At 71.1% G+C, this 19,588-nt stretch carries 16 protein-coding genes and 1 pseudogene; 13 read left to right on the top strand and 4 right to left on the bottom strand.

The window, feature by feature from the left end:
- Positions 1–59 precede the first annotated feature (59 nt).
- Entirely contained in the window at positions 60–2,342 is a 2,283-nt protein-coding gene (locus tag QQY24_RS14730; RefSeq protein ID WP_301973139.1) for a (Fe-S)-binding protein, read from the bottom strand.
- Between the two features lie 289 nt (positions 2,343–2,631).
- Here QQY24_RS14730 and QQY24_RS14725 point away from each other — a divergent pair, with 289 nt between their 5' ends.
- From QQY24_RS14725 to QQY24_RS14695, 7 genes are all read left to right on the top strand, one after another.
- Complete coding sequence (locus QQY24_RS14725) at positions 2,632–3,651, top strand: MraY family glycosyltransferase (protein ID WP_301973138.1); 1,020 nt, start codon at positions 2,632–2,634, stop codon at positions 3,649–3,651.
- A gap of 94 nt (positions 3,652–3,745) precedes the next feature.
- The gene (gene dnaK / locus QQY24_RS14720) at positions 3,746–5,590 is read left to right on the top strand and encodes a molecular chaperone DnaK (RefSeq protein WP_301973137.1); all 1,845 of its coding nucleotides are present in this window, start codon (positions 3,746–3,748) and stop codon (positions 5,588–5,590) included.
- A complete protein-coding gene (gene grpE, locus QQY24_RS14715) occupies positions 5,587–6,261 on the top strand; it encodes a nucleotide exchange factor GrpE (RefSeq protein ID WP_301973136.1) in 675 nt (224 codons plus the stop codon). The genes dnaK and grpE overlap by 4 nt, the downstream gene beginning before the upstream one ends.
- Before the next feature lie 39 nt (positions 6,262–6,300).
- Positions 6,301–7,470, top strand: a complete 1,170-nt coding sequence (gene dnaJ, locus QQY24_RS14710) for a molecular chaperone DnaJ (protein ID WP_301973135.1) — start codon at positions 6,301–6,303, stop codon at positions 7,468–7,470.
- 8 nt (positions 7,471–7,478) lie between these two features.
- Positions 7,479–7,940: a helix-turn-helix domain-containing protein gene (locus tag QQY24_RS14705; RefSeq protein WP_301973134.1), complete on the top strand. Its 462-nt coding sequence runs from the start codon at positions 7,479–7,481 to the stop codon at positions 7,938–7,940.
- Between the two features lie 458 nt (positions 7,941–8,398).
- Positions 8,399–9,505, top strand: a complete 1,107-nt coding sequence (locus QQY24_RS14700) for a sugar ABC transporter substrate-binding protein (RefSeq protein ID WP_301973133.1) — start codon at positions 8,399–8,401, stop codon at positions 9,503–9,505.
- A 250-nt stretch (positions 9,506–9,755) separates the two neighbouring features.
- Positions 9,756–10,790, top strand: coding sequence for a LuxR family transcriptional regulator (locus QQY24_RS14695; RefSeq protein ID WP_301973132.1), 1,035 nt, complete (start codon positions 9,756–9,758; stop codon positions 10,788–10,790).
- 41 nt (positions 10,791–10,831) lie between these two features.
- Here QQY24_RS14695 and QQY24_RS14690 read toward each other — a convergent pair whose 3' ends face one another.
- On the bottom strand, positions 10,832–11,854 hold the full coding sequence (locus tag QQY24_RS14690) for a helix-turn-helix transcriptional regulator (protein ID WP_301976250.1): 1,023 nt from the start codon (positions 11,852–11,854) through the stop codon (positions 10,832–10,834).
- Positions 11,855–11,970: 116 nt separating this feature from the next.
- Between QQY24_RS14690 and QQY24_RS14685 the strand changes: the two genes are divergently transcribed.
- Both QQY24_RS14685 and QQY24_RS14680 read left to right on the top strand, forming a co-directional pair.
- Complete coding sequence (locus QQY24_RS14685) at positions 11,971–12,138, top strand: hypothetical protein (RefSeq protein WP_301973131.1); 168 nt, start codon at positions 11,971–11,973, stop codon at positions 12,136–12,138.
- A gap of 40 nt (positions 12,139–12,178) precedes the next feature.
- On the top strand, positions 12,179–12,475 hold the full coding sequence (locus tag QQY24_RS14680) for a (2Fe-2S)-binding protein (protein ID WP_301973130.1): 297 nt from the start codon (positions 12,179–12,181) through the stop codon (positions 12,473–12,475).
- Between the two features lie 235 nt (positions 12,476–12,710).
- Here QQY24_RS14680 and QQY24_RS14675 read toward each other — a convergent pair whose 3' ends face one another.
- Positions 12,711–13,124 carry a pyridoxamine 5'-phosphate oxidase family protein gene (locus QQY24_RS14675; RefSeq protein WP_301973129.1) on the bottom strand — a complete coding sequence of 138 codons (414 nt, stop codon included), beginning with the start codon at positions 13,122–13,124 and terminating at the stop codon, positions 12,711–12,713.
- 127 nt (positions 13,125–13,251) lie between these two features.
- On the opposite strand from QQY24_RS14675, the gene clpB reads away from it, so the two are divergent.
- Both clpB and QQY24_RS14665 read left to right on the top strand, forming a co-directional pair.
- On the top strand, positions 13,252–15,849 hold the full coding sequence (clpB, locus tag QQY24_RS14670; RefSeq protein WP_301973128.1) for an ATP-dependent chaperone ClpB: 2,598 nt from the start codon (positions 13,252–13,254) through the stop codon (positions 15,847–15,849).
- Between the two features lie 157 nt (positions 15,850–16,006).
- Positions 16,007–16,537 (top strand): YbjN domain-containing protein, encoded by a 531-nt coding sequence (locus tag QQY24_RS14665; RefSeq protein ID WP_301973127.1) that lies wholly within the window; start codon positions 16,007–16,009, stop codon positions 16,535–16,537.
- Positions 16,538–16,615: 78 nt separating this feature from the next.
- On the opposite strand, the pseudogene QQY24_RS14660 reads toward QQY24_RS14665, so the two are convergent.
- A pseudogene (locus QQY24_RS14660) lies at positions 16,616–16,783 on the bottom strand (aminotransferase); the annotation flags it as partial.
- Between the two features lie 95 nt (positions 16,784–16,878).
- On the opposite strand from QQY24_RS14660, the gene QQY24_RS14655 reads away from it, so the two are divergent.
- Together QQY24_RS14655 and QQY24_RS14650 are read left to right on the top strand one after the other, a co-directional pair.
- On the top strand, positions 16,879–17,145 hold the full coding sequence (locus QQY24_RS14655; RefSeq protein ID WP_301973126.1) for a hypothetical protein: 267 nt from the start codon (positions 16,879–16,881) through the stop codon (positions 17,143–17,145).
- A 96-nt stretch (positions 17,146–17,241) separates the two neighbouring features.
- The gene (locus tag QQY24_RS14650) at positions 17,242–19,335 is read left to right on the top strand and encodes a hypothetical protein (protein WP_301973125.1); all 2,094 of its coding nucleotides are present in this window, start codon (positions 17,242–17,244) and stop codon (positions 19,333–19,335) included.
- Positions 19,336–19,588: the final 253 nt, after the last annotated feature.

The following is a 19,588-nucleotide window of genomic DNA, read 5'->3' as shown; positions in this document are numbered from 1 at the left end:
CACGACGGCGCCCCCCGCCCACGGTGGGGCGGGGGGCGCCGTGCGCCGTTCGGCGGCCGTCACTTCACCGGTTCCGGCTCCGGTGCGTCCTCCGTCTCCGCCTCGCCCGCGGGGTCGACCGGGGTCTTCACGGAGTCCAGCAGGAGCTGGGCGACGTCCACGACCTGGATGGACTCCTTGGCCTTGCCGTCGTTCTTCTTGCCGTTGACCGAGTCGGTCAGCATGACCAGGCAGAACGGGCAGGCCGTGGAGACGATGTCCGGGTTGAGGGAGAGGGCCTCGTCGACGCGCTCGTTGTTGATGCGCTTGCCGATCCGCTCCTCCATCCACATCCGCGCGCCGCCGGCGCCGCAGCAGAAGCCCCGCTCCTTGTGGCGGTGCATCTCCTCGTTGCGCAGGCCCGGGACCCGGCCGATGATCTCGCGCGGAGGCGTGTAGATCTTGTTGTGGCGGCCCAGGTAGCACGGGTCGTGGTACGTGATGACGCCCTCGACCGGCGTGACCGGGATCAGCCTGCCCTCGTCCACCAGGTGCTGGAGCAGCTGGGTGTGGTGGACGACCTCGTAGTCGCCGCCGAGCTGCGGGTACTCGTTGCCGAGGGTGTTGAGGCAGTGCGGGCAGGTGGCGACGATCTTCTTCGCCGACTTCGGCTTCCGCGACTCGGCCGTGACCTTGCCCTCGTCGTCCAGCTCCTCGCCGAAGGCCGTGTTCAGGGCCATGACGTTCTCCATGCCGAGCTCCTGGAACAGGGGCTCGTTGCCGAGGCGGCGGGCGGAGTCGCCGGTGCACTTCTCGTCGCCGCCCATGATCGCGAACTTGACGCCCGCGATGTGCAGCAGCTCCGCGAAGGCCTTCGTGGTCTTCTTGGCGCGGTCCTCCAGGGCTCCGGCGCAGCCGACCCAGTACAGGTACTCGACCTCGGAGAGGTCCTCGACGTCCTTGCCGACGACCGGGACCTCGAAGTCGACCTCCTTGGTCCACTCCAGGCGCTGCTTCTTCGCCAGGCCCCAGGGGTTGCCCTTCTTCTCCAGGTTCTTGAGCATCGTGCCCGCCTCGGACGGGAACGCGGACTCGATCATGACCTGGTAGCGGCGCATGTCGACGATGTGGTCGACGTGCTCGATGTCGACCGGGCACTGCTCGACGCAGGCGCCGCAGGTGGTGCAGGACCACAGCACGTCCGGGTCGATGACGCCGTTCTCCTCGGCGGTGCCGATCAGCGGGCGCCCGGCCTCGGCGAGCGCCGCGGCGGGCACGGCGGCGAGCTGCTCCTCGGAGGCCCGCTCCTCGCCCTCCGCCGTCTTGCCGCCGCCGGCCAGCAGGTACGGCGCCTTGGCGTGCGCGTGGTCGCGCAGGGACATGATCAGCAGCTTCGGGGACAGCGGCTTGCCGGTGTTCCAGGCGGGGCACTGCGACTGGCAGCGGCCGCACTCGGTGCAGGTGGAGAAGTCCAGCAGGCCCTTCCAGGAGAACTGCTCGACCTGGGAGACGCCGAAGACGTCGTCCTCGCCGGGGTCCTCGAAGTCGATCGGCTTGCCGCCGCTCGTCATCGGCTGCAGCGCGCCGAGGGAGGTGGAACCGTCCGCGTTGCGCTTGAACCAGATGTTCGGGAACGCCAGGAAGCGGTGCCAGGCGATGCCCATGTCCGTCTTCAGCGAGACCGTGATCATCCAGATGAAGGACGTCCCGATCTTGATCATGGCGGTCAGGTAGATCAGGTTCTGCAGGGTGCCGGTGCCCAGCCCGCGGAAGGCGGCGACCAGCGGGTACGAGGCGAAGTAGGCCGCCTCGTAGTGGCCGACGCCGGCCAGGGCGCCCTCCAGGCCGCGCAGGGTGAGGATCGCCAGGCCGATGATGAGGATCACCGACTCGACGAAGTACGCCTGGCCGAAGTTGGAGCCCGCGAACCGCGACTTGCGCCCCGGCCGGCTGGGCAGGGACAGCTGGCGGATGACGATCAGGGTCAGGATGCCGAGCGTGGTCATCGTGCCGATGAACTCGACGAACAGCTCGTACGGCAGCCAGTGGCCGATGACCGGCAGCGCCCAGTCCGCCCGGAAGAGCTGGCCGAGGGCGTTCACCAGGGTCAGCACCAGGGAGAAGAAGCCCACCGCGACGAACCAGTGGGCGACGCCGACCACGCCCCACCGGTTCATCCGGGTGTGGCCGAGGAACTCCCTGATCACCGTGGCGGTGCGGGCGGTCCAGTCATTGGTCCGGACGCCCGCGGGAACGTCCTGGCCGAGCCGTACGAACCGGTAGATCTGGGCGATGGCTCGGCCGAACAGCGCCACGCCGACCACGGCGAGCACCAGCGACACGATGATCGCAGCGAGTTGCATTGGGGGCTCCTGAGGCGGCCTCGAGAGGAGTATTGAGCGACATTACTAAGCGGTAACTTATTTGATTCGTCTGAGACTACCCCCATCCTCCGCCAGGATGCAGCAGGGTGCGGGGTGATCTGGGTCGCTGAGGTGTACCTTCGCACGCCGGCGCCGGGCGCGCGGAACGGGCCCCGGACCGCCGGGCCGATCGCCGGGCCGGGCCGCGGGGGTGGCCGGGGTGGATCCGGCAGGCAATCCGATCGTGTTATTCGTACGGAATTGCCCTGTTCGCGCCTACCTTGGAGCCGTGCTCTACGGGATCGCCGCGGCCACGGCCGCACTCCTGCTCACCGCCGTGCTCGCGGCGCTGCTCCGGGTCCCCGCGCTGCGCGCGGGGATCGTCGACCGGCGCAGGCAGCGGCCGCTGCCCGTGCTCGGCGGTCCCGCCGTCGTGGCCGTCACCTGCCTGGTCGCCTGGGTGGGGGAGTGGACCGCGGTGGCGCCGCTCGGGGAGGGCGTCGGGCGGCTCCTCGCCGCCGCCGGCGCGGTCGCGGCGCTGGGCCTGGTCACCGACGTGTGGCGGCTGCGCGCGCGGGTGCCGGCCGCCGGTACGGCCCTGGCGGCGCTGTGCGTGGTGCCCTACGACGAGACGGGGTGGGGGGGTGGGGTGCTGGCCGCCGGCTGGATCGTGATCGCCTCGCTCGCCTTCAGGGGGCTCGACCACGCCGACGGACTGGCCGGCACGGTCGGGGTGGTCACCGCCTTCGGGGCGGGCGCCTGTGCCGCCGCCGAGGTGATGGACGGGCTCGCCGTGCTGCTCAGCGTGTTCGCCGCCGCCCTGACCGGCTTCCTGATGCACAACTGGCCTCCCGCGCGGATCGGCCTCGGCGCCTGCGGTTCGCTGTTCACCGGGTTCCTGCTCTCCTCGGCGGCCGTGTTCACGCGCGCGGGCTACGGACCGGGGCCGACCGCGGGCGTGCTGTTCTGCCTCGCCGCCGTCGCCGCCGCCGACGCCGCCCTGGTCGTCCTCGCGCGGCTCGCCGCCCGCCGGCCGCTGCTGCGGCGCGGCCCCGACCACCTCGCGCACCGGCTGCGGCGGCTCGGGGTCACCCCGCCGGGCGCGGTCGTCCTGCTGGGTGCCGCGGCCTTCTCGGCGGTGCTCGTCGGGGTGCTGGTGCACACCGGGTGGACCGGGGCGGGGGCGGTGCTGTGGGTGGCCGGAGGGGTCGCGGTGGCCGTCCTCGTACTTCTCTGCGTCACGGTCCATCCATCGCGCCGGGACACGTCCACGCAGGTCAGCGGGCACTTGCGTGTAAGGAACGGATAAGAGTTGAGTCCGGACGGCTCAGGTCTGTTGACCCCGGGCCCCCGCTGGTGCACACTTGAGCCTGTTCCACTCAAGTCAGCTGGAGGAATCAACCATGGCACGTGCGGTCGGCATCGACCTGGGCACGACTAACTCCGTCGTCAGCGTTCTGGAGGGCGGCGAGCCCACCGTCATCACCAACGCCGAGGGCGCCAGGACCACGCCGTCCGTCGTCGCCTTCGCCAAGAACGGCGAGGTGCTCGTCGGCGAGGTGGCCAAGCGCCAGGCGGTCACGAACGTGGACCGGACCATCCGCTCGGTGAAGCGCCACATGGGCACCGACTGGAAGATCCAGCTGGACGGGAAGGACTTCAACCCCCAGCAGATCTCCGCGTTCATCCTGCAGAAGCTGAAGCGGGACGCCGAGGCCTACCTGGGCGAGAAGGTGACCGACGCGGTCATCACCGTCCCGGCCTACTTCAACGACTCCGAGCGCCAGGCGACGAAGGAGGCCGGCGAGATCGCCGGTCTGAACGTCCTGCGCATCGTGAACGAGCCCACCGCGGCCGCACTGGCGTACGGCCTCGACAAGGACGACCAGACGATCCTCGTCTTCGACCTCGGCGGCGGCACCTTCGACGTGTCCCTGCTGGAGATCGGTGACGGCGTCGTCGAGGTGAAGGCCACCAACGGCGACAACCACCTCGGCGGTGACGACTGGGACCAGCGCGTCGTCGACTACCTGGTCAAGCAGTTCCAGTCCGGTCACGGCGTGGACCTGTCCAAGGACAAGATGGCCCTGCAGCGTCTGCGCGAGGCCGCCGAGAAGGCCAAGATCGAGCTGTCCTCGTCCACCGAGACCTCGATCAACCTGCCCTACATCACCGCGTCCGCCGAGGGCCCGCTGCACCTGGACGAGAAGCTCACCCGGGCCCAGTTCCAGCAGCTGACGGCCGACCTGCTGGAGCGCTGCAAGACGCCGTTCCACAACGTCATCAAGGACGCCGGCATCTCCATCAACGAGATCGACCACGTCGTGCTCGTCGGTGGCTCCACCCGCATGCCCGCCGTCGCCGAGCTGGTCAAGGAGCTGACCGGCGGCAAGGAGGCCAACAAGGGTGTGAACCCGGACGAGGTCGTCGCCATCGGCGCCTCGCTCCAGGCCGGTGTCCTCAAGGGCGAGGTCAAGGACGTCCTGCTGCTCGACGTCACCCCGCTGTCCCTCGGCATCGAGACCAAGGGCGGCATCATGACCAAGCTGATCGAGCGCAACACCACGATCCCGACCAAGCGCTCGGAGATCTTCACCACGGCCGAGGACAACCAGCCGTCGGTGCAGATCCAGGTCTACCAGGGCGAGCGCGAGATCGCGGCCTACAACAAGAAGCTCGGCATGTTCGAGCTGACCGGTCTGCCGCCGGCGCCCCGCGGCGTCCCGCAGATCGAGGTCTCCTTCGACATCGACGCCAACGGCATCATGCACGTCACGGCGAAGGACCTCGGCACCGGCAAGGAGCAGAAGATGACCGTCACCGGCGGCTCCTCGCTGCCGAAGGACGAGGTCGACCGCATGCGCGAGGAGGCCGAGCGCTACGCGGAGGAGGACCACAAGCGCCGCGAGGCCGCCGAGACCCGCAACCAGGGCGAGCAGCTCGTCTACCAGACCGAGAAGTTCCTCAAGGACAACGAGGACAAGGTCCCCGGCGAGGTCAAGACCGAGGTCGAGGCCGCGGTCGGCGAGCTGAAGGAAGCCCTCAAGGGCGAGGACACCGCCGAGATCCGCACCGCCACCGAGAAGGTCGCGGCCGTCTCGCAGAAGCTGGGCCAGGCGCTGTACGCGGACGCCCAGGGCGCGCAGGCCGCCGGCGGCGCCTCGGCCGGTGCCGGTGAGGCCAAGGCCGACGACGACGTCGTGGACGCCGAGATCGTGGACGACGAGCGCAAGGACGGTGCCGCGTGACGGAGGAGACCCCGGGCTTCGAGGAGAAGCCCGACGTCCCCTCCGGCGCGACCCCCGACGACGCCGAGCCGAAGGCCGCCGACCCCTCCGCGGAGGAGGCGGCGGCCCCGGCCGGGGACGGAGCAGCAGAGGCGGGCCTGGTGGCCCAGCTGGACCAGGTGCGCACGGCGCTCGGCGAGCGCACGGCGGACCTCCAGCGACTCCAGGCCGAGTACCAGAACTACCGCCGCCGCGTCGAGCGCGACCGGGTCGCGGTCCGGGAGATCGCCATGGCGAACCTCCTGACCGAACTCCTGCCCGTGCTCGACGACATCGGCCGCGCGCGGGAGCACGGCGAACTGGTCGGCGGCTTCAAGTCGGTGGCCGAGTCGCTGGAGACCGTCGCGGCCAAGATGGGCCTGCAGCAGTTCGGCAAGGAGGGCGAGCCCTTCGACCCGACGGTGCACGAGGCCCTGATGCACTCCTACGCGCCCGACGTCACCGAGACGACGTGCGTGGCCATCCTGCAGCCCGGGTACCGCATCGGCGAGCGCACCATCCGTCCCGCGCGGGTGGCCGTGGCCGAGCCGCAGCCCGGCGCGCAGACCGTCAAGGCCGAGGACGCCGAGGAGAAGAACACCGAGGCGGAGGCGGCCGACGACAAGGAGAACGGTGGCCCGGAGGAGGGCTGACGTCACGACGAACGTAGCAGGAGAGGAGGGGCGTCGGGGATGAGCACCAAGGACTTCATCGAGAAGGACTACTACAAGGTCCTCGGCGTCCCCAAGGACGCCACCGAGGCCGAGATCAAGAAGGCGTACCGGAAGCTCGCCCGCGAGTTCCACCCGGACGCCAACAAGGGCAACGTCAGGGCCGAGGAGCGCTTCAAGGAGATCTCCGAGGCGAACGACGTCCTCGGCGACCCCAAGAAGCGCAAGGAGTACGACGAGGCACGCGCGCTGTTCGGCAACGGGGGATTCCGCCCCGGGCCCGGCGCGGCCGGCGGCTCCTTCAACTTCGACCTGGGCGACCTCTTCGGGGGCGGCACCCAGAGCGGAGGCGGCTTCGGCGGCGGCCTGGGTGACGTCTTCGGGGGCCTGTTCAACCGGGGCGGACCCACCGGTGCCCGCACCCAGCCCCGGCGCGGCCAGGACATCGAGTCCGAGGTCACGTTGAGCTTCACGGAGGCCATCGAGGGCGCCACGGTGCCCCTGAGGATGTCCTCCCAGGCGCCCTGCACGGCCTGTTCGGGTACCGGCGACAAGAACGGCACCCCGCGCGTGTGCCCGACCTGCGTCGGCACCGGGCAGGTGGCGCGGGGCTCGGGCGGCGGGTTCTCGCTCACCGACCCCTGCCCCGACTGCAAGGGGCGCGGCCTGATCGCCGAGCACCCCTGCACGGAGTGCAAGGGCAGCGGGCGCGCCAAGTCCTCGCGCACGATGCAGGTCCGCATCCCGGCGGGCGTCACCGACGGGCAGCGCATCCGGCTGCGCGGCAAGGGCGCGCCCGGCGAGCGGGGCGGACCGGCGGGCGACCTCTACGTGGTCGTGCACGTGGGCGAGCACCCGGTGTTCGGGCGCAAGGGCGACAACCTCACCGTCACCGTGCCGGTGACCTTCACCGAGGCGGCCCTCGGCGGCGAGGTGCGGGTACCCACCCTCGGCGGCGCCGCCGTCACGCTGAAGCTGCCCCCCGGCACGCCGAACGGCCGTACGATGCGGGCGCGCGGCAAGGGCGCGGTGCGCAAGGACGGCACCCACGGCGATCTGCTGATCACCGTCGAGGTGAGTGTCCCGAAGGACCTGTCGGGGAAGGCTCGTGACGCGTTGGAGGCGTTTCGCGAGGCGACCGCGGGCGAGGACCCGCGGGCGGAGCTGTTCGAGGCCGCGAAGGGAGATTGAGAGCCGCCATGGACACTTCTGGCCGTCGGCGCAACCCGTATGAACTGACCGAGGAGACCCCGGTCTACGTCATCTCGGTGGCGGCCCAGCTCTCCGGCCTCCACCCGCAGACGCTGCGCCAGTACGACCGCCTGGGCCTGGTGTCCCCCGGCCGCACCGCCGGCCGGGGCCGCCGCTACTCGGCCCGCGACATCGAACTGCTGCGCCAGGTACAGCAGTTGTCGCAGGACGAGGGCATCAACCTGGCCGGCATCAAGCGGATCATCGAGCTGGAGAACCAGGTCGCCGCGCTGCAGTCCCGCGTCGCGGAGCTGGAGGCGGCCCTGGACGGCGCGGCGGCGGCGATGCGGCAGCGCGAGGCGGCCGTCCACGCCTCCTACCGCCGCGACCTGGTCCCGTACCAGGAGGTCCAGCAGACCAGCGCCCTGGTGGTGTGGCGGCCGAAGCGGCAGCAGACCCCGCAGGACTGAGCCCGGCCGCGCGCCGGACCGGGCGGTACGGGGAACCGAATGGAACGGAAGGGGCCGGGACATCCCGGCCCCTTTTCCGTGCGGTTCCGTGCGGTTCCGTGCGGCCGGTTCCCGGAGGGCACCGGCATCCCCGGCGGCGCTCTGCGCGTGGCCGGGTTCGTTCGGTCCTCCCGCCGCGGTGCCGGGCGGCGGCGCACGGCCGCCGGTGGCCACGAGCGGTGTGGAATGGACTTGGTTGTTCCGCTTTCGGCCGTCCTGTGGGGCGTCGTTGTCCGGAGGGCTCGTGCAGAGTGTTTGAAGGGGGTTGCGCCGGATGTTCACACGGGCGGCGGCGCGTGGTGTTGCGTACTCGTTAAGTGCTGCCGCTTGACGCCGGGTGTGTCGTCCGCGTTGTCTTTTCAGACACCTGGGTCGTAAAGCAGCAACCTCGTCCGGAACGCACCTGAAGTGAGCCCTGAATGCGTCGTATCGCCATGTCCGTGGCCGCCTCCACGATGACCCTCTCGCTCGCCGGCTGCGGCGTCCTGAACGCGACGGACGACGGCGCGAGCGCGAGCCCCACCAAGGGCGACGACCTCACCGTGGGGCTGCTGCTGCCGGAGAGGGCGAACACCCGCTACGACAAGTTCGACTACCCCATCATCAAGGCCAAGGTCGCCGAACTGACCCACAAGCAGGGCAGGGTGGAGTACGCCAACGCCGACGCGGACGCCGACCGGCAGGCCGGGCAGATGCAGAAGATGATCGACGGCAAGGTCGACGTCATCCTGGTCGACGCGGTCGACGCGCACGCCATCGCCGGCGAGGTGCGGAAGGCCAAGGACGCGGGCATCCCGGTCATCGCCTACGACCGGCTGGCCGAGGGCCCGATCGACGCGTACGTCTCCTTCGACAACGAGCTCGTCGGCGAGGTGCAGGGCCGCACGCTGCTGGAGGCCCTGGGCCCGAACGCCAACACCTCCGACAAGATCGTGATGATGAACGGCTCGCCCACCGACCCGAACGCCAAGCAGTTCAAGCAGGGCGCGCTGTCGGAGCTGAACGGCAAGGTGACGATCGCGGCGAGCTTCGACACCAAGGACTGGAAGCCCGAGAACGCCGAGGCCAACATGACCGAGGCGGTCAACCGGATCGGCAAGGACAACATCGCCGCGGTCTACTCGGCCAACGACGGCATGGCGGGCGGGGTCATCAGGGCCCTCAAGGCCGCCGGCGTCACCCACCTGCCCCCGGTCACCGGCCAGGACGCCGAACTGGACGCGGTGCAGCGGATCGTGACGGGCGAGCAGTACATGAGCGTCTACAAGTCCTACCCGGACGAGGCCGAGGCCGCCGCCGAGATGGCCGTCACCAAGGTGCAGGGCAAGGACATCCAGTTCGACGCCCTCACCCAGGACCAGGTCGACAGCCCCACCCGGAAGAACATCCCGTCCAAGCTGGTCCAGGTGAGCGCCCTGACCAAGGACAAGATCAGGGACACGGTCATCGCGGACGGGATCTACAAGGTCTCCGAGATCTGCACCGCCAAGTTCAAGGCGGCCTGCACCGCCATCGGCCTGAAGTAGCCTTCCCCTCCCCCTCCTTGCCTTTCCCGCCCTCCTCCGTCCTCCCCCGTCCCCTCCCCTCCCGCACCGTGCCGCGCCGCCCCACCCCAACGGCGTGGAAGGCGGCCCCGGTCGGTGACACGGCCCGTCGGCACCGGGCCGAAGCGGTGGTTTACGGCGGCCCCCGCGCGGAGAGCCGTGTTGCGGACCCGGACGGGGCCGCGCATAGTTGCGCCACGGAAGTGGCAGCAAACCGGGGGTGGAATGGGCGATGGCCGGGCACGGGACGGAGCAGCATCCACACGGTGCCGACCGACTGTGCGAGGCCGGGGACCGCGTGTACTCCCGGGCCGTACGGCGGGGACGGGTACCGCGCACGGACGCCGACGTGGTGCCCTGCCTGCTGGAACTGGCCCTGCTGCACCCCGACCCGGACGACATGGACTGGCTGGTGCCGACCTCCCCGCAGGAGGTCATGACCCGGTTGCTGCGCGGGGTCTACGACGAGGTCGTGGAGAGCCAGCGGCGGGTGGGCTCGGCGGTGACCGCCTTCGAGCGGTACGCCGGCCTCGGCAGCCGGCTGCAGGCGCTCACGGTGCCCGCCGAGGGCACCTCGATCCGCGTCCTGGACGGACTGTCCCGCATCCGGGCCGCGATGGACGAGGCGACCGCGGCCTGCACCACCGAGGTGCTCACGGTGCAGCCCGGCGGCATCCGGCGCGAGGAGGAGCTGACCGAGGGACTGCACCGGGCACTGGCACTGCGTGGCCGGGGCGTGCGCATGCGCGACCTGTACACGCACGTGGCCCGGCACGGGCAGGGACTGCTCAACTACCTGGAACTCATGGGTGACGCGGTGGAGGCCCGCACCCTGGACGAGGTCATCGACCGCCTCATCCTCTTCGACCGCACGGTCGCCTTCGTCCCCGCCAACTCCGACCGCACGATGGCCCTGGAACTGCGTCACCCGGCGCTGGTCGACTACCTGGTGACGGTCTTCGAGCGCCTCTGGCGCCTCGCGATCCCGCTCACCACCCCCCTGCCCGACACCGGCATCGAGGGCATCTCGCACCGCGAGCGGTCCATCGCCGCGCTGCTCGCCGAGGGCCACCAGGACGCGGTGATCGCCGAGCGGCTCGGCATCAGCGTGCGCACCTGCCGGGCCCACATCGCCCGCCTGTCGGAGACGCTCGGCGCCGCCAGCCGCACCCAGCTGGGCGTGCGCATCGCCCAGGCGGGCCTGGACGGCCCGCCGCACACGGCCGTGCTCGCCGTGCCCGACCAGGGCTCCCCGAGCGTGCGGTGAGACGCCCGGACCCGGCCGCCGTCGCGCACCGGCGGTCCGCCTCAGGACCGGCGGGCCCCGGAGGGGGTCGTGTCCTGCTTCAGGATGCCCGACTCGGCGATGAGGTAGCCGAGCTGGGCGCGGCTGCCGCTGCCGAGGGCCTGGGCCAGCTTGGCGATGTGGGCGCGGCAGGTGCGCACGTTCATGCCCAGGCGGCGCGCGATGGCCTCGTCGACGTGGCCCTCCACCAGGAGCTTGGCGATGGAGTGCTGGATCTCGGTGATGCCGACGGCGTCGACTTCGTACGGGCCGCCCGCGCTCATCGGCACGGCCCGGTCCCACAGGTACTGGAAGACCTTCGTGAGGTAGCGGACCAGTCCGGGGTGGCGCAGTTCCAGGGCGATCCTCTGGTCGTCGCGGGCCGGGATGAAGGCGACGGCGCCGTCGCAGATGATGAGGCGCTCCACCAGTTCGTCGATGGTGCGGTACTCGATCTTGCCCTCCGAGAGCTGGGCGGCGTACGCCAGCTTCTCCGGGTTGTAGCGGGCCGTGTGCTGGTACAGGCTCCGGATCTTCACACCACGTTCGATCAGGGCGCGGTCCCGCTCCAGCCCCTGCAGCAGGCTGCTCTCCGAGATGCGGTCGGAGGGCTGCACCGTGAGCAGGTCGCTCTGGCACTGGGACGTGGCGAGGTTGAGCGCGGCGTTGATGCGCTCACCGCCCTCCAGGACGGTGATGGCGTCGCCGGGGGCGTGCACCTCCGCGCTCAGCGCCATGAACGGCTCGAAGGCGCGGGAGAGTTGGATGGACAGCTGGCGGCGCTCGGTGATCTCGTGCTCGATGGGGTGGAGCCGGCGGGCCAGGGCGACCGTCGGGGGCACCGGACGCAGCCACGCGGGATCGTCGGGGTCCGGGTGCAGCAGGGCGAATTCCAGCAGGCAGGGGGCCGCTTCCGCGTCGGACCGGGCGATGCGTCCCGAACGCAGCGCAATGGCGTAAAGGCGGCCGCCTTCCTCGCACAGCTCGGTCACCGAATGAGGATGTCCCGTTTGCGCATGATTTGTTGCCAAATCTCCACCCCCCAGGCTCCTGAACGTGCAGGAACATGATGCACTGATTCTGTGGCCATCACGTGCCCGAATGAGCCATCGTCGTACCTGACGGGGGAAAAGGGGACCTTCAAGTGAGGACGAAGCCGACCATGCGTAACAGACTGCTTCGCTCGGTGCTCGGCGCCGCCTTTTCCGCCCTGGTGGCCCTCGGGGTGCTGAGTGGCGTCTCCGGCGGGAAGGGTGACGTCAGGGCGGTCACCGAGTGGCCCTCGGTGGCCGCGCACACCGACGCGACGGCGGCCGGAGCCGGGAGCTGACGTGGCCACTCCACCCGACGACCGATCCTTCCGTCGCGAGATGGCCACCGCCTATCGCTCCGGCTGGCACTTCATCGACCTGGTCACCGCCATCCCCCACAGCGGTGACTCGCTGATGGTGACCGTCTTCGGTGAACCGGTCGTCGTCGCGAGGGACGAGGACGAGGACGTGCGGGCGTACCGGTGCCTGCGCAAACCCCGCGGGGCCCCCCAACCCGTGCGGTGCGCCGTCCGGTACGGCATGATCTTCGTGAACCTGGACCAACGCGACCACCGGCTGGCGGAACCGGAGGTACCGGATGTGAGGACTATTTCGGCCACCCCCCGCAGTGCCTGACGCGATTCCCCCGTCGTAAACAGATCGCGCAGGCACTTCCCCCCGCAGCGGCGTCACCGTGACCTGAACACGGTGACGCCGCTGTGATTTGTGGCGACATTTCACCGTATGCGTGGGCGCCCACGGTGGCTGAAAATCGGCTGCGCGGCGGCTCGATCACCGTCTGTGCGCGATTTCACGCCGATCCCGCGCCGATCCCGCCCCGGCCTCCGTCCGGCTCCGCGGAGACGGCGCGTCAGCCCCGTCCGAGCGCCCGCTCGACCTCGATCTCGATCACCACGCGGGCCGGGTTGGGGCCGGGCGTGCGCCCGTAGCGCTCGGCGTAGCGCCGCTCCGCCTCGCGCACCCGCTCCGGTTCCGTGCGCACCCGCGCCCGGCCCTCCAGCGTGGCCCAGCGGGGCCCGGCCACCTGGCACACGGCGACCCGGGCCCCCTCGGGGCCGGCCGCCAGCACGTGGGACACCTTCGCGCTCGTCCGGTTCGTGATCACCCGGGCCAGCCGCGCCCCGGGGTCGAACGTCCCCCCGACCGGCACCACGTGCGGGCTGCCGTCGGGCCGGAGCGTGGTCAGGGTGCACAGGTGCCGCTCCCGCCAGAAGGCGAGGTACGGCTCGTCGGGGGCAGCCGGGTCTACGGAGTACGTGGCCATGTCCCGAAATCTAGTGCCGAACCGAACCCCACCGCCTTGAGTGGAATAGACTCAACTTTGTGTACGCTGGTTAAGTCAGCAATGGGAGACGTGGCCGACGAGCCGACCCGAACAGGAGAACGCAGACGTGGACGCCGAGCTGACCAACAGGAGCCGGGACGCGATCAACGCGGCGAGCAAGCGCGCCGTGACCGAGGGGCACCCGGACCTCACCCCCGCCCACCTGCTGCTGGCTCTGCTCCAGGGGCAGGAGAACGAGAACATCACCGACCTGCTCGCCGCCGTCGACGCCGACCAGGCCGCCGTGCGCGCCGGCGCCGAGCGCGTGCTCGCCGCGCTGCCGAGCGTCACGGGCTCCACCGTCGCGCCGCCGCAGCCCAACCGCGAGCTGCTCGCCGTGATCGCCGACGCCACCGAGCGGGCCGGGGCGCTCGGTGATGAGTACCTGTCCACCGAGCACCTGCTCATCGGCATCGCCGCGAAGGGCGGCGCGACCGGTGGGGTGCTGCGGGGCCAGGGTGCCGACGCCAAGAAGCTGCAGGAGGCCTTCCGCAAGGCCAGGGGAGGACGCCGCGTGACCACCGCCGACCCGGAGGGCCAGTACAAGGCCCTGGAGAAGTTCGGCACCGACTTCACCGCCGCCGCCCGCGAGGGCCGCCTGGACCCGGTCATCGGGCGGGACCAGGAGATCCGGCGGGTCGTGCAGGTGCTGAGCCGCCGCACGAAGAACAACCCCGTGCTCATCGGCGAGCCCGGCGTCGGCAAGACCGCCGTCGTCGAGGGGCTCGCCCAGCGGATCGTCAAGGGCGACGTGCCCGAGTCGCTGAAGGACAAGCGGCTCGTCTCGCTCGACCTCGGTGCGATGGTGGCCGGCGCGAAGTACCGCGGCGAGTTCGAGGAGCGGCTCAAGGCCGTCCTGTCCGAGATCAAGGACTCCGACGGGCAGATCATCACCTTCATCGACGAGCTGCACACCGTCGTGGGCGCCGGGGCCGGCGGCGACTCCGCCATGGACGCGGGCAACATGCTCAAGCCCATGCTCGCCCGCGGCGAGCTGCGCATGGTCGGCGCGACCACCCTGGACGAGTACCGGGAGCGGATCGAGAAGGACCCCGCCCTGGAGCGCCGCTTCCAGCAGGTGCTGGTCGCCGAGCCGACCGTCGAGGACACCATCGCCATCCTGCGCGGCCTGAAGGGCCGCTACGAGGCCCACCACAAGGTGCAGATCGCGGACAGCGCGCTGGTGGCCGCCGCCACCCTGTCCGACCGGTACATCACCTCCCGCTTCCTGCCCGACAAGGCCATCGACCTCGTGGACGAGGCCGCCTCCCGGCTGCGCATGGAGATCGACTCCTCGCCCGTCGAGATCGACGAGCTCCAGCGCGCCGTCGACCGGCTGAAGATGGAGGAGCTGGCGATCGCCAAGGAGACCGACCCGGCCTCCCGCGAGCGCCTGGAGAAGCTGCGCCGCGACCTCGCGGACAAGGAGGAGGAGCTGCGCGGCCTGACCGCCCGCTGGGACAAGGAGAAGCAGTCCCTCAACCGGGTCGGCGAGCTGAAGGAGAAGCTGGACGACCTGCGCGGCCAGGCCGAGCGCGCCCAGCGCGACGGCGACTTCGACACCGCGGCCAAGCTGCTGTACGGCGAGATCCCGCAGCTGGAGAAGGAGCTGGAGGCCGCCTCCGCGGCCGAGGAGGAGGTCGCCCGGGACACCATGGTCAAGGAGGAGGTCGGCTCCGACGACATCGCCGACGTCGTCGCCGCCTGGACCGGCATCCCGGCCGGCCGCCTGATGGAGGGCGAGACGCAGAAGCTGCTGCGCATGGAGGACGAGCTGGGCAAGCGGCTCATCGGCCAGAGCGAGGCCGTGGGCGCGGTGAGCGACGCCGTACGCCGCTCGCGGGCCGGCATCGCCGACCCCGACCGCCCCACCGGCTCCTTCCTCTTCCTCGGCCCGACCGGTGTCGGCAAGACCGAACTGGCCAAGGCGCTCGCCGACTTCCTCTTCGACGACGAGCGGGCCATGGTCCGCATCGACATGTCGGAGTACGGCGAGAAGCACACCGTGGCCCGCCTGGTCGGCGCGCCCCCCGGATACGTCGGCTACGAGGAGGGCGGCCAGCTCACCGAGGCGGTCCGCCGCCGCCCGTACTCCGTCGTGCTCCTGGACGAGGTGGAGAAGGCCCACCCCGAGGTCTTCGACATCCTCCTGCAGGTACTGGACGACGGCCGCCTGACCGACGGCCAGGGCCGCACGGTCGACTTCCGCAACACCATCCTGGTGCTCACCTCCAACCTCGGCAGCCAGTACCTGGTCGACCCGCTCACCAGCGAGACCGAGAAGAGGGAACAGGTGCTGGAGGTGGTGCGGGCCTCCTTCAAGCCGGAGTTCCTCAACCGGCTGGACGACCTAGTGGTCTTCTCGGCGCTGACCAAGCCCGAGCTGGAGCGGATCGCCCAGCTCCAGCTCGGGAGCCTGGCCAGGCGGCTGGCCGAGCGCCGGCTCAGCCTGGACGTCACGCCCGGGGCGCTGGCCTGGCTCGCCGAGGAGGGCCTGGACCCGGCCTACGGCGCCCGTCCGCTGCGCCGCCTGGTCCAGAGCGCCATCGGCGACCGCCTCGCCCGGGAGATCCTCTCCGGCGAGATCAAGGACGGCGACACGGTCCGCGTGGACCGCTTCGGCGAGGGGCTGATCGTGGGTCCCGCGACCGGGAAGACGCTGTAGGCGGGGCGGGGGAGGGCCCCGTCGGCGGGGTACTCGTCAGTGGCCGCGCCCCGGTGACCGGATCGTGTCAGCCCTGGGCTGACAGGGTCGCCGGGGCTTGCCACCCCCCTCCCCGCATGGGGGAGGATGGCGAGATCCGTACGAAGGGAAAATCACGGTGACCATCGACCCGTCCTCGATTCCGAATTTCGGGGGCCAGCCCGAGCCGCAGCCCCAAGGACCGGCGGGCCCCGTCGTCCCGGATCAGGACCTCGTGAAGCAGCTCCTCGACCAGATGGAGCTGAAGTACGTCGTCGACGAGGAGGGCGACCTCGCCGCGCCGTGGGAGCAGTTCCGCACCTACTTCATGTTCCGCGGGGAGGCCGAGCAGGCCGTCTTCTCGGTGCGGACCTTCTACGACCGCCCCCACCCGATCGACGAGAAGTCCCAGCTGCTGGAGTCCGTCGACGACTGGAACCGCCGCACGCTGTGGCCCAAGGTGTACACCCACACCCATGACGACGGCACCGTCCGCCTCATCGGCGAGGCGCAGATGCTGATCGGCACCGGTGTCGACATCAACCACTTCGTCTCCTCCACGGTCAGCTGGGTCAGGGCCGCGATCGAGTTCGACAAGTGGCTGGTGGAGCAGCTGGGCCTGGAGCAGGAGGTCGACGACTCCGAGAAGCCCGAGGAGGACGGCGAGTAGCCGTCCCGCCGCCGGGGCCCGGGAGCCGCCGCCCCCGGGCCCCGCCGCGCTCCCGTCCCGCCGTTCCCGCGTCCCGCGCTACACGCGGCGCAGCCGCTCCGCCGCCTCCCGCGGGACCTCCTCCCGCTCGCGGACCGCGAACCGCACGAACGGCGCGCCCGCCCCGCGGTCGTCGTGGAAGACCGCGTCGGGGACGGCCACCACGCCCGCGCGCCCGGGCAGGGCGCGGCGGAAGGCGAAGCCGTCCCGTGTTCCCCAAGGGGTGCACGGTCCCGTTCGGGGCCGACGGAAAGGTGATCACGACCCCGCGGAGCGAAGAGCACTCCAGCACCATCAGGTCGATGCGGATCGACTCCGCTCCCGCCCTCGGCCGTCACGCGAAGGTCACCTCCGATGTCTACACCGACTTCCCCGCCGACGATAACTCCGCCCCCGACCTCGCGATCCTGCGCGAGGACGCACGCAAGGAGGGCGAGCGCTACGGCTTCGAGGACGTCCTGCTGATCTCCGAGGTCGTCCCGACCTCTTCCACACGCAAGGACCACGACGCCGCAAGGAGGTTCGAAGCCGCGTTTGCTGCGGGCGACAACCACCACGTACCGCCCTGAGGCAGGGGGCCCGCTTGTCCTCGGCCGAGTTGCCGGCCCCGGTTCGGCGATAACGTGGCACGGCAACGACTGCTGCGGACAGGTGGACGGGATTTCATGCGGATGCGGTTCGAACCCGAGGCCGAGGAGGAGTTCGAGGCGGCGCGTGGGCTGCTGGTCGACCGCCTGGTCCGGTGGGCCGGGGAGCAGGGACTGCCGGTGGACGGGTACATGGCCGAGACGGCGCTGGACTACCGGCACCTGGCGACTGCCGACGGCCGGCTGGGGCTGTGGGAGCCGCGCCAAGTAGAGGAGCTACTGCTCTCCTGGCTTCCCCAGCAGGTCACCGAGCTTCCCGGGGAGGAACGCGCCGACGCCCCGGGCACACTGCGCACGCTACTGCGCTATCTGCACGCCGCGCAGTTGGCGGACCCGCGCGGCCCCTCACTCCAGGATTCCCTTGCCGCGGTCGACAGGGTCGCGGAACAGCATCCGGCGGCGATGACGGACCGCACTCGCTGGGGACTGGCGAAGTTCTGGGCGATGACGGCCGCGGAGCAGGGCGTGGACGTCCAGGACGGGGCGGCGCTTCAGCGCTTCGCGGACCGAGCGCAGCGCGGGGAGGTCGCCTACGACCAGCAGGCTCTCGCCGCGATCATGGAACGGCGGCTGACCGGCCGCGCACTGTCCGGCGTGGCCCGGGCCGAGCCGCAACTGCCCGTGATGCTTCCCCCGGACGACGAACTGCGCCGACGGGCCGAGGCGTCGACGACCGTGGCCCAGTTGCGCGGACTCGCCGAATGGGCGGGGCAGGGCGGCCGCCCGGTGACGGCGACGGGACGGCTGCGGATGGCGGAGGCCCGCGAGCTGGTGGACGTGCTCGGCACCGGCGACAGGATCGAGGGGGTGCGCTCTTCGGCCGACCTGCCGCGGCTGGGACTGCTGATGGAGTGGGCGAAGAAGGCACGGCTGGTCCGGGTGGTCAAGGGGCGGCTGTACGCGGTGGCCAAGGCCCGGCCGGTGCTGGCCGACCCGCTCCAGCTGTGGCTGCGCGCCTTCGACGCGTGTTTCGAGCTGCGGCAGGCCCTGATCGGGGCACGCAGCGGGTGGCACGCCGAGTCGATGCTCTTCGATGTCTACAACCACATCCTGGACGACGTGCTGAACACGCTCTACGGCCTGCCGTACCCGATGCCCTGGCCGCGGCTGCGCGACACGGTACACCTTGCCTATCGGACCTCCTTCCAGCTCGACGCCCGGTTGGACCTTCAGCACCGGATGTGGTTCGAGCACGCCGACCGGGGCCTGCGCGCGGTGCTCGACCTGCTGGACGACCTGGGCGCGATCGAGCGTGACCGTGGGATGGCCGATCCGGTGTTCCTCGACATCGACCTCTCCGATGCCGGTCCCGAACCGCTCGCGGACATGCCGCCGGAGCTCGCGGAACTACTGGGCGTCGCGGGGACGGCGGCGGACCCGGCGGCGCGGGAGCGTGCCGACGCCCGGCGAGAGGAGCTGACCGCCGGGCCGGTCGAGCTCATCCGTCTCACCGAGCTCGGTACCCGGGCCGTACGACAGCGGTTGCTGGCGGCCGGCAGGGACGCACCGTTGGTCGGTGAACTGGCCCAGGCACCGGCGGCCGGCCTGCTGGGAGTGCTGGCCGAGGACTACGACCCGGACGCCGCCCGCACGGAGCTGGCCGGCTGGATCACGGCCCGCGGCGAGCGGGGTGCCGCGCTGCGGCAACTCGTCGATGCGGTACGGTCCATGCCCTTCCGGGTGCGTGCGCAGGCGATGCTCGCTGTACTGCTGACGGCGTTGCCGGACGGCGAGGGCGAGCGGCTGCTGCGCGGGCTGCGCGGCGACGCAGCGCTGGCGCCGCTCGTGCTGACCGCGCTGGCGCACCATGAGCTGCTGTCCCCCGAGGACATGACCGACGCCGAGCAACTGCTGCTGGTCGCCGAGAGCCTGCTCCAGCTCGTGGAACTGGCGGGCGGCGGGGACGGTGCCGAGGAGGTGCTGCGTGCCCAGGGCCGCGATGCCAGGGACGCGGTTGCCGCCGCGCTGGACTCCGCGCACCCGGACCGGGCCGGACTCGAAGAGCTCGGGCAGCTCGCGGCCCGGGCACTGCGTACTCCTGCCGCTCGGCTCGGCCGCGCCCGGAAGCGTCGGCGCACCATCGGCAAGAGTGGCCGCAAGCGGCACCGCTGACCAGGGCGTGACCGCCCCCGGCGCCAGTACCACCGGCTCAGCGATGAGCGACGGCGCGGCCGGACCCGCGCCTGGCTGGCAGAGGAGGGCTACTGCCCGCACGTCACCTCCTTCGTGGAGCCCGGCTCGGGTTCGTATCCTTCGGGGCCGGTATGACTCCCTGCTGCCCCTGTCACATGATCCGGGGGCGCTGTCACCGGGCCTGGCGGCGCCGGTTGATCGCTGGTGGAAGCGTGTCCGCCGACAGACGGGC

Origin of the sequence: Streptomyces sp. TG1A-8 (assembly GCF_030499535.1) — a bacterium.
Classification (GTDB): domain Bacteria; phylum Actinomycetota; class Actinomycetes; order Streptomycetales; family Streptomycetaceae; genus Streptomyces.
Note: the sequence above shows the minus strand (reverse complement) of the source record. Positions and strands in the feature narration are given on the sequence as shown.

Excerpts from the sequence above, each read along its gene's own strand:
- QQY24_RS14680 (WP_301973130.1), top strand. The coding sequence starts at position 12,179 with ATGGCCACCGCCTATCGCTCCGGCTGGCACTTCATCGACCTGGTCACC.
- QQY24_RS14655 (WP_301973126.1), top strand. The coding sequence starts at position 16,879 with ATGCGGATCGACTCCGCTCCCGCCCTCGGCCGTCACGCGAAGGTCACC.
- dnaK (WP_301973137.1), top strand. The coding sequence starts at position 3,746 with ATGGCACGTGCGGTCGGCATCGACCTGGGCACGACTAACTCCGTCGTC.
- dnaJ (WP_301973135.1), top strand. The coding sequence starts at position 6,301 with ATGAGCACCAAGGACTTCATCGAGAAGGACTACTACAAGGTCCTCGGC.
- QQY24_RS14675 (WP_301973129.1), bottom strand. The coding sequence starts at position 13,124 with ATGGCCACGTACTCCGTAGACCCGGCTGCCCCCGACGAGCCGTACCTC.
- QQY24_RS14695 (WP_301973132.1), top strand. The coding sequence starts at position 9,756 with ATGGCCGGGCACGGGACGGAGCAGCATCCACACGGTGCCGACCGACTG.
- QQY24_RS14730 (WP_301973139.1), bottom strand. The coding sequence starts at position 2,342 with ATGCAACTCGCTGCGATCATCGTGTCGCTGGTGCTCGCCGTGGTCGGC.
- QQY24_RS14685 (WP_301973131.1), top strand. The coding sequence starts at position 11,971 with ATGCGTAACAGACTGCTTCGCTCGGTGCTCGGCGCCGCCTTTTCCGCC.
- QQY24_RS14700 (WP_301973133.1), top strand. The coding sequence starts at position 8,399 with ATGCGTCGTATCGCCATGTCCGTGGCCGCCTCCACGATGACCCTCTCG.
- QQY24_RS14705 (WP_301973134.1), top strand. The coding sequence starts at position 7,479 with ATGGACACTTCTGGCCGTCGGCGCAACCCGTATGAACTGACCGAGGAG.
- QQY24_RS14650 (WP_301973125.1), top strand. The coding sequence starts at position 17,242 with ATGCGGATGCGGTTCGAACCCGAGGCCGAGGAGGAGTTCGAGGCGGCG.